Origin of the sequence: Ruminococcus sp. D54t1_190329_F1 (assembly GCF_015551645.1) — a bacterium.
Lineage (GTDB): Bacteria > Bacillota > Clostridia > Lachnospirales > Lachnospiraceae > Blautia_A > Blautia_A faecis.
In genome coordinates this window covers 21,655-27,827 of the sequence record NZ_JADNDC010000048.1, presented here as the reverse complement: position 1 = coordinate 27,827, position 6,173 = coordinate 21,655, and the positions used below count along the sequence as shown (strand labels likewise).

Genomic DNA, 6,173 nt, shown 5'->3' with positions numbered 1-6,173 from the left:
CTCCAGAACTGTTTTTTGAATGGAGTATAGCAAAAAAGCAAGTAACTGTAAACTATTATTACTAGATGGATACTATACTAGCCCATCCGATATCTATGAATTCTCTCATGCAAGCATGGCTCATTCATGGTTTCCATCCGGGACTTTTATAGTAAAAACACCTTGCAAAATAGTACCAGCTGAATAATTACAAAATTTTTATTTATTTTTGAAGAACTTTATCAGGCAGTCGCGTTATAATTAGAGAACGGACAGGAAGGAGGCTGATAACATTTCACAGGAAGAATATCTGGAATATCTGATTGACCAATACCAGAATCTGATATATTCCATATGTCTGAAATCAGTAGGTAATCCTTTCGATGCAGAAGACCTCACTCAAGAGGTATTCCTGTCTGCCTACAAAAGTCTCGCCCACTTCGATGGGCTTTATGAAAAAGCCTGGCTTAGCAAAATTGCAGTACGCAAATGCCTTGATTTCCTAAAAGCTGCCGGACGCCGTTCAATTCCAACGGAAGATATTTATTTCTCACAGCTTCCTGATCTGGAGAATCATTCTTCCCCAGAGGAACAGTATCTGCAGTCTGATTCGGAACAGCAGGTATTTCGGATATGCAGCGGCCTGAAAAGTCCTTACAAGGAAATTGCCATTGCTCATTTCTGTAAACAGATGTCCGTAACAGAAATATCGCAAAAAGAAGGCAAAAACCCTAAGACCATTCAGACACAGCTATATCGTGCAAAAAACATGTTGAAAAAAATGTTGGCAGAAAGGAGCGATTAAATGCATATCAATAGTAATGACCTAAATAATTTTCAAAATGAAGAGATGAACACTGATGAAATCATTGCATTTCTGGAACATATGAATCACTGCGACTACTGTCTTAACCAGCTTGCGGACGAATATACAGATCATGCATCCTCAGCTCCCGCCTATCTGAAAGAAACAATTATGGAACGTGTTACAGCTCCTGATATTCAGATACAGAAAACAGCAGCGAATGCTACCTATAAAATGCGGTTTTTCTATGAGGGGCTCCGCACTGTAGTCGGAGTCGTACTTGCACTGGTTATGTTGTTCAGCCTTGGGCAAATGGACTTCGTCTCGCCTCAGCTTCCGCAGTCCACAGCCAAATCATCTGAAACGCGCCGGGAAATTAGAACTTCATTACGTAATTTTTCAAATGGAATTACAGATGGAATCTCTGATGCTCCCCAGAAAGTTGTCAACTACATTAATTCTATTTCAAATACAATAACAAACGGAGGTAACTAACATGCAAAAACAAAAAAAGGGATTCCTGCTTTTTATCTCTTCCCTGATTCCTGGTGCGGGAGAAATGTATATGGGATTCTTTAAGCAGGGAATCAGCATTATGACTCTATTCTGGGCTATTATCGCAATTGCCGGAGGGCTTAATATCTCCTCTCTGGTTATCTTTCTTCCTGTATTATGGTTCTACAGTTTCTTCCATGTTCATAACTTGAAAGAACTGCCGGAAGAAGAATTTTACGCGATAGAGGATAACTATATTCTGCATCTTGACCGTATATTTCAGAATAATATCAGGCTCTCGCAAAAACATATTAAAATTGCGGCAATTCTCCTGATTGTTTTCGGAGTTGCTGTTTTCTGGAATGGTTTCCGTGATCTGCTCTTCTGGATTTTACCAAATTCTCTGGCTATTATTATACAGGATATCATGTACCAGATTCCTTCTGTTATCATTGGAATTCTGATCATCGTTGCCGGTTATCAGCTTCTTACAGGAAAAATCAAAAGCATCTCTCCTGACGAAAAAGCTGATTGTAAAAAAGATGTGGCAGAACATTATTGGCAGCCATATCGTCCTTATCAACAGCCTGTTGATAACAGCGCTCCACAAATGAATACAAAATCAGCACCTGCCTCAACAGTGTCTTCAACAACACAGCCAGATCAGAATGCGGATAATGTAATAAAGAATACCGATATCAAAATTTCGGATACTACTTCAGTTCAACCATTCATTACTGCTGAACCAGACAATAATTCTGCAAAATAGAGTAACTATTCCAATAAAAGTCAGGTATCTGCCACATAATATTTCTAATAACTTTACCGCCGATAAATTTATTTTATCGGCGGTATTTTTATTGAGATTTCTCCAAAAGCCAGCTTACTCTGAGTGCCATCAGTCTCCTGAACCAGCAATTTCCCATCTGGACAAATCGCTAATGCTCTGGCACTTCTGCTGCTTTTATTATCTGTAATTGTAATTTCATTTTCTGGAACAATATTATGTTCCACGTATTCTTCTGACAATTTCAATTCCCGGGTTTCTTCCAGAAGATAGTTCACAATCTGCGCTGCAAGGCGGTTCCTGTCCGCAGTTCTGGAGGATTGTTCATCTTCGTAGATTCCTCCGGCAATTTCCTGAAGCTCTTTTGGGAATTGTTCCTGCTCAACGTACAAGTTCAGCCCAATTCCTACAATTGCAAATTCTATATTTCCACTTTCAAAATCTGTGACCGCCTCTGTAAGAATACCACAAACCTTACGGTTATCCTTGTACAGGTCATTTACCCATTTAATTCCAAGTTTTACACCGCATACTTCTTTCACAGCCTTATACACTGCAGTAGCTGCTGCAGTAGTGATCAGAAGACTGCCCTCCAGTGTCCCCTTCGGTTCCAGAATAACACTGAGATAAATCCCACTGCCTTTAGGAGAATAAAACTCCCTGCCTCTTCGTCCTCTTCCTGCTGTCTGCTCCATGGCAACAACAAAAGAGCCGTGTCCAGCCATTCCGCTCACAGCCAGCTGCCTGGCCTCCAGATTGGTAGAGCTGATTGCATCAAATATTTTTATCTCAACCTGTGGATCCTCCAGAAAAAGTCTGATTCCCTCTGCTGAAATCAGATTACTCTCTCTTGCAAGCATATATCCCTTATTCGGTCCGGCCTCAATGGGGTATCCTTCCTGGCGCAGACTGTTCACAGCTTTCCAAACTGCGGCTCGTGTACAGGAAAGCTCCCTGCCAATATCCTCGCCAGATAAAGTTTCACCTTTATGCTGTTCTAATAACTCCAAAAGTCTGGATTTAACCGTCATGCTTTTATCCTTCATAATTCTCCAGGGCTTTTCTTAAGAAATCCCGGTATTCTTTTCGCACATTCTCCGGTGAAATCACTCTCACGCTATTTCCAAGGGCAGCAAGCCAGCCATAAAACTGTGTACTTACATTCACCTGTACTCTGGTGACAGAGTGCTCATTATCCTTGGACATGATCATAATATCCTGCCCAAATCGATCAATCATTACACCAACAAGATGGTTTTCAAATTCCAGATTAACTTTCTCTTCACGACCTCCAAACATTCCAAAAGTACCGGCAGCAAATCTGGCACTGTCAAATTTTCGGAAGAGTTCGGCACCATTTCTTGCTTCATTCTCTGTAAGGATCTTCAACATTTTGTCTACGCGGTAATGCTTCACAATGCCACTCTTCTCATCAACTCCTATCAGATAATAATTACCATCCTGCCATATCATCTGCCATGGACTGATCTGATAGCGAGCTCCACCTTTCTTCAAATGTTTCTCCTTGGACACTGTCCATTCTGTATACTGGAAGCTGATCTGTCTGTTCTGTGAAATTGCTCTGTGTATCTCATCTACATTATAATAAATGCTCTCGTTTGTATTCTTCACCTGATCCAGTACGATTGCCTGCCGCTGCAGGTCTTTGGCCTGATAAATACTGGTAAGGTGCTCCAATTTCTGGATCAACTGCCGCGATTTCCCAACAGTAAGAAATCTGGAAAACTGAACAGCATCTACAAGAAGCTTCAGCTCTGCAGTCTCAAACTCACGGCTTGCAAGATAAAAACCTGACGGTCTCTCTCTTCGATTCATAATATCCATTCCAAACACACGCAAAGTCTCTATATCGTCATATATCGTCTTCCGCTCTGCATGAATTCCCAGACTCTCCAGATAGGAAATCAGATCTTTCACACTCATGGGATGTGCCTCATCTGTTTTCTCAGAAAAGACTCGCATAAGATATAAAATTTTCAGTTTCTGCTGGAAAGATTTTGGCATATCCTTACTCCTATTTATCTGTCAATACTGCTACGACTCCAGAATATAATACCATAAAAGCAAAGAGCAGAGCAATAAGATCTGCACCATGAAAATCATAATTAAAGATCATAGCTCCCCCGATCATGAGCTCCAATGTAATAAAAAGTCCCAGTATCATGGCTGTGCTCCCGGAAAATTTCCTGCCGCGGCTCTCCTGTGTATCCTCCATATATCCCTCTGCAAGGGCAGCTCTTCTGCTGTTAATATTTCTGCCTGATTTCCACATAATATCTCCTCCGTTTCCCAAACTCCAATATCATCCGCCATCAAATACCGAACGTATTTTCCGAACATATTTTCTTCATGAGACTAGTCTACCACAATATTAGTCCTATAAAACGGTATGAATCCATCATTTTCGAATATCTGTTCGCTTTTTGAGTAATAAAAAAACGTCTGAACCTGTTTTAAACAGAATCAGACGTTTTCCTTTTTACAAAATCTAAATGAACATGTCTACAGGCTTATTTATTCACTATACTTTCATAGTAGTTAATCCACAAACATGTTTTTACATAAATCCGGCGAACACAGAAGCGGCGATAACAGTAAGAAGTCCGGCAACGGCAATTGCCAGGCTGCTCATAGCACCTTCTACAGGACCCAGTTCCATTGCCTTAGATGTACCTATGGCATGGGCTGAAGTTCCAAGTGCCAGACCTTTCGCGATAGGCTCCTCAATTTTTGCCACTTTAAGGACTGCCTCCGCAATCACATTTCCCAGCACACCAGTGATAATAATAACTGCAACCGTGATCGTAACAAGTCCGCCAAGTTCTTCCGATACACCCATTCCAATGGCTGTAGTAATGGATTTCGGAAGCAGAGTAACATACTCTGAATGGGAAAGTCCAAACAGCTTTGCAAAAATCAAGACACTGACCATACTTGCAAGTACACCAGAAACAATTCCTATAATGACAGCTTTCAGATTCTTACGAAGCAGAGTAAGCTGTCTGTAAAGCGGTACCGCAAGACATACTGTAGCAGGAGTAAGCAGATAACTGATATACTGACCGCCTGCATTGTAGGTCTTATAATCCACCTGCATAAGCTGAAGCATTCCCATTACACATAGAATTGCAATCAAAAGAGGATTAAACAGCGCCATTTTAAACTTTTTCTTCAGCAAAAGACCGACCTCATATCCAGCCAGACTTAATGCCGCCCCGAAAAACAGGGAATTTTCTATAAAATTTATCATTTCTTATCTTTCCCCCTGTCCTTTCTGATCACAAACTGAGTACTGCGTCCAGTAACTACCATTACAATGACGGTTGTCAGAATTGTTATGAGCACAACAGGAAGCCAGATTGGCTGCAGATCACCCCACGCTTCCAAAAGGCCCACACCTGCAGGAACGAACATAACCGGCATAATTTCAACCAGAAAATCTGCTGCTTCCTCTACCTGCTCAAGTTTCAGAATTCCGCTTGCAAGTGCTCCAAGCATCAGCACAAGACCATATACACTGGCCGGTACCGGAAGAGGCAAAAGGATATGTAATCCCTCCCCCAACGCTGAAACCAGCAAAATAATACAAAATTGCCTCAGATACTTCACTTTTTGTCTTCCTCCTCGCTGTCTCCACAAAGAAGTTCATTTGCAATTTCCAGATAAGGCTGAAGCTCCTCAAGAGAAGCCCTGCCATTTCGCTTCATCTTTGTAATCCCTGGATACTGTGCAGGGATGGATCTTGTCATATTTCCGTCACCGTAGATTTTCACCATATCTCCATTTTCCAAGGTATCCCCGGCAATTAATTTATCATTTTTGTTATAAATTCCTTCCTTGGGAATCGCTGCCTTGAAAACAGTTTTTTTATCCATATCTACGAATACCATTTCCTTCAGTATATCTCCGGCTTCCACATAAATAGCTCTTATGGCTTCATTTTCCAGACGTGCTTCCTCCTGTTTGTCTTTCTGTGCCTGTCTGACAACCAGATTCCAGAACGAGCCGCCTACTACGCCAAAGATCACCAGAAGAATGACAATTCCTACAATGAATTTCACATCGATTTCTTTTTTCTCCACTGCA

The 6,173-nt window shown here is 41.3% G+C and carries 9 protein-coding genes; 3 read left to right on the top strand and 6 right to left on the bottom strand.

The genetic code is table 11. The annotated features are described in order from the left end of the window. The first annotated feature begins 271 nt into the window (after positions 1–271). From I2D69_RS17365 to I2D69_RS17355, 3 genes are read left to right on the top strand one after another with little or no spacing between them, the layout of a single operon-like run. Positions 272–784, top strand: a complete 513-nt coding sequence (locus I2D69_RS17365; protein ID WP_118578819.1) for a sigma-70 family RNA polymerase sigma factor — start codon at positions 272–274, stop codon at positions 782–784. After that, on the top strand, positions 785–1,279 hold the full coding sequence (locus tag I2D69_RS17360; protein WP_195380303.1) for a hypothetical protein: 495 nt from the start codon (positions 785–787) through the stop codon (positions 1,277–1,279). A 1-nt stretch (position 1,280) separates the two neighbouring features. Further along, positions 1,281–2,048 (top strand): hypothetical protein, encoded by a 768-nt coding sequence (locus tag I2D69_RS17355; RefSeq protein ID WP_195380302.1) that lies wholly within the window; start codon positions 1,281–1,283, stop codon positions 2,046–2,048. 68 nt (positions 2,049–2,116) lie between these two features. On the opposite strand, the gene I2D69_RS17350 is transcribed toward I2D69_RS17355, so the two are convergent. The 6 genes from I2D69_RS17350 to I2D69_RS17325 form a co-directional block, all read right to left on the bottom strand. After that, positions 2,117–3,112 (bottom strand): biotin--[acetyl-CoA-carboxylase] ligase, encoded by a 996-nt coding sequence (locus I2D69_RS17350; RefSeq protein WP_226814857.1) that lies wholly within the window; start codon positions 3,110–3,112, stop codon positions 2,117–2,119. After that, the gene (locus tag I2D69_RS17345; RefSeq protein ID WP_173734981.1) at positions 3,102–4,091 is read right to left on the bottom strand and encodes a WYL domain-containing protein; all 990 of its coding nucleotides are present in this window, start codon (positions 4,089–4,091) and stop codon (positions 3,102–3,104) included. Before I2D69_RS17345 ends, I2D69_RS17350 begins: the two co-directional genes overlap by 11 nt. Before the next feature lie 10 nt (positions 4,092–4,101). Continuing rightward, positions 4,102–4,359, bottom strand: a complete 258-nt coding sequence (locus I2D69_RS17340) for a hypothetical protein (RefSeq protein WP_148462181.1) — start codon at positions 4,357–4,359, stop codon at positions 4,102–4,104. A 285-nt stretch (positions 4,360–4,644) separates the two neighbouring features. Continuing rightward, positions 4,645–5,337 carry an LrgB family protein gene (locus I2D69_RS17335; protein WP_195380301.1) on the bottom strand — a complete coding sequence of 231 codons (693 nt, stop codon included), beginning with the start codon at positions 5,335–5,337 and terminating at the stop codon, positions 4,645–4,647. Beyond that, on the bottom strand, positions 5,334–5,696 hold the full coding sequence (locus I2D69_RS17330; RefSeq protein ID WP_118578807.1) for a CidA/LrgA family protein: 363 nt from the start codon (positions 5,694–5,696) through the stop codon (positions 5,334–5,336). Before I2D69_RS17330 ends, I2D69_RS17335 begins: the two co-directional genes overlap by 4 nt. Further along, positions 5,693–6,169 (bottom strand): hypothetical protein, encoded by a 477-nt coding sequence (locus tag I2D69_RS17325; RefSeq protein ID WP_195380300.1) that lies wholly within the window; start codon positions 6,167–6,169, stop codon positions 5,693–5,695. Before I2D69_RS17325 ends, I2D69_RS17330 begins: the two co-directional genes overlap by 4 nt. Positions 6,170–6,173 lie beyond the last annotated feature (4 nt).

Coding starts and splice junctions, on each gene's coding strand:
- I2D69_RS17360 (WP_195380303.1), top strand. CDS start 785: ATGCATATCAATAGTAATGACCTAAATAATTTTCAAAATGAAGAGATG.
- I2D69_RS17355 (WP_195380302.1), top strand. CDS start 1,281: ATGCAAAAACAAAAAAAGGGATTCCTGCTTTTTATCTCTTCCCTGATT.
- I2D69_RS17350 (WP_226814857.1), bottom strand. CDS start 3,112: ATGAAGGATAAAAGCATGACGGTTAAATCCAGACTTTTGGAGTTATTA.
- I2D69_RS17345 (WP_173734981.1), bottom strand. CDS start 4,091: ATGCCAAAATCTTTCCAGCAGAAACTGAAAATTTTATATCTTATGCGA.
- I2D69_RS17340 (WP_148462181.1), bottom strand. CDS start 4,359: ATGTGGAAATCAGGCAGAAATATTAACAGCAGAAGAGCTGCCCTTGCA.
- I2D69_RS17335 (WP_195380301.1), bottom strand. CDS start 5,337: ATGATAAATTTTATAGAAAATTCCCTGTTTTTCGGGGCGGCATTAAGT.